This is a genomic window from Ilyobacter sp., assembly GCF_041583315.1.
Lineage (GTDB): Bacteria > Fusobacteriota > Fusobacteriia > Fusobacteriales > Fusobacteriaceae > Ilyobacter.
In genome coordinates, this window is the sequence record NZ_JBFHGC010000474.1 from 1 (window position 1) to 2264 (window position 2264).

The following is a 2264-nucleotide window of genomic DNA, read 5'->3' on the forward strand; positions in this document are numbered from 1 at the left end:
CCTAAAAAAATTCTTTTTAAAGTTATGTTTTGACACTTTTTAGGGGTATCTTTATTTTTAGTTATTTATCCGGACCTGTAAATAAAACATGGTAAAAATGATCTTGCTATCACTATGAAATTGGAGGTTATTATGTATTTTGGTGTAGATTACTACCCTGAACACTGGGATATAGATCTTATAGACAGCGACCTGAAAAGAATGAAAGAGATGGGGGTAAACATCGTAAGAATCGGTGAATTTGCCTGGCATCTAATGGAAAAAGAAGAGGGGAAGTACGACTTTTCATTTTTTGACATGGTTATAGAAAAACTTAATCAGAATGAACTGAAGGTAATGTTTGGGACTCCTACTGCAACCTTCCCTGCATGGCTGGCTAAAAAATATCCAAGCATACTGTCTAAGGATGAAAATCTAATGGTCAGAAGCTTCGGAGGAAGAAGACAGTACTGCTATAACTCGGACATTTACTGGGAATATTCTGAAAAGATTGTAAAAAAACTGATATCCCACTATAAAGATGAAAAAAGCATAATATCCTGGCAGGTGGATAATGAATTCGGGCACGAGGGAAGCGATATGTGTTTTTGTGAGCAGTGCCAGGAAAAATTCAGGGTTTTCTTGAAGAAAAAGTATGAAACGACAGAAAATCTGAATAAAACATACGGGACTATTTTCTGGGGACAAAGCTATAATGACTTTGACGAGATACCTGTGCCACTTAAAACAATAACCACCCACAATCCCAGCCTTCAGCTGGACTGGGCAAGGTTCAGATCTTATTCCCTCAATAATTATGCAAATGCTCAGGTAAGACTGGTGAGGGAGCTGAAAGGCGGACATCAGACAGTCACAACAAACCTGTCAGGAGGGTTCTTCAAAAAATTCTACGATCATGAGGAGAATACCAAAGAACTGGATTTTGTATCTTACGACAATTACCCTGTGTGGGGCGGGCTGAAAGAACCTGTATCACCTGCTGAGATAGCTATGACCTTGGATTTTATACGGGGACTTCAGGATAAGAATTTCTGGATAGTAGAGCAGCTCATGGGAGCCCAGGGACATAATGTAATAGGTTATCTTCCAAGACCTGACCAGGCAAAAATGTGGGCTTATCAGGCCTTTGCCCACGGGTGTGAAAATATGCTCTGGTTCAGATGGAGAGGGATGACAAAGGGAGCGGAGCAGTTCTGCTTTGGTATAATAGATCATGACAACAAAGACGGCAGAAAATACAACGAAGTAAAATCCTTTATAGAGGATATGTCTAAATATAAAAATGTGGTGGAAGCCCCTATACACTCAGATGTAGCTGTGGTCTACGACTTTGACAATGTCTGGTCCTGGAACTATCAGCAGCAGAGCCAGGAGTTTAATTTTACCGACGAACTTGTACGTCTCTACTCTCCTTTTTACCAACAGAATATAAATATCGATGTCATATCTGTAAACAAGGATTTTGTTAAGTATAAAGTGCTGATACTTCCTGTGATGCAGATAATCGATACAGACCTACAGGAAAAGCTGGACAGGTTTACAGAAGGCGGGGGAACGATAGTCTTCTCATACAGGGCAGGGATAAAAAATAAAGATAATAATATTCATTTCGGTAAGACGGCTCCGTGTCTTGTGAAAGATATGACAGGTATAGAGGTAGTGGAAATAGAGTCTCTGCAGAAGGGTCAGGAAGTAGAGATAACAGCCGTGGACGAAGATATCTCGGTGACTGGAAAGTGCAGTGTGTGGAGGGATATTATAAAGCCTGTAACGGCAAGACCTATTTACCGTTATAACGACAAATTTTATGATGAATATGCCTGCATAACTGTAAACAAGTATAAAAACGGAGAAGTTTATTATATCGGCGGAGGGGCGGATGAGGCTATTCTGGGAACATTAGCTTCTGAAATACTTTCAAAGAAAGATATAGAGTGCGTAAAATCCAAGAAAGACCTTGAAGTTTATCCGAGAAATATTAACGGGGAAAATTATGTATTTATAACCAACCATTCCAGTGAGGAAAAAGAATTTAAAAATATAAAACTGGCTTCTTATGAGAGCAGAATAGTAAAACTTTAAATGTAAAAAAATTTTTTTAAGATAGTGTACAGTATTATTGGAGTTTTGTCCCGGTGTTAGACTACATTTGGACAAAACTCCATATTTTTTTTGGATAAATTTGAAATGCTAGGTATAATAGTATATGTAGGGTTTGGGTTATATTGATTTTATTATGAGGTGGAAAAATGGAAAGAGGACGC

Annotated in this window: 1 protein-coding gene; it reads left to right on the forward strand. The window is 38.5% G+C overall.

What is annotated here, in order from left to right:
* Positions 1–132 precede the first annotated feature (132 nt).
* A complete protein-coding gene (locus ABZA26_RS13090; protein WP_372714950.1) occupies positions 133–2082 on the forward strand; it encodes a beta-galactosidase in 1950 nt (649 codons plus the stop codon).
* Positions 2083–2264: the final 182 nt, after the last annotated feature.

What these genes read in the sequence shown, in the direction of transcription:
- ABZA26_RS13090 (WP_372714950.1), top strand. Translation starts at nt 133, where the DNA reads ATGTATTTTGGTGTAGATTACTACCCTGAACACTGGGATATAGATCTT.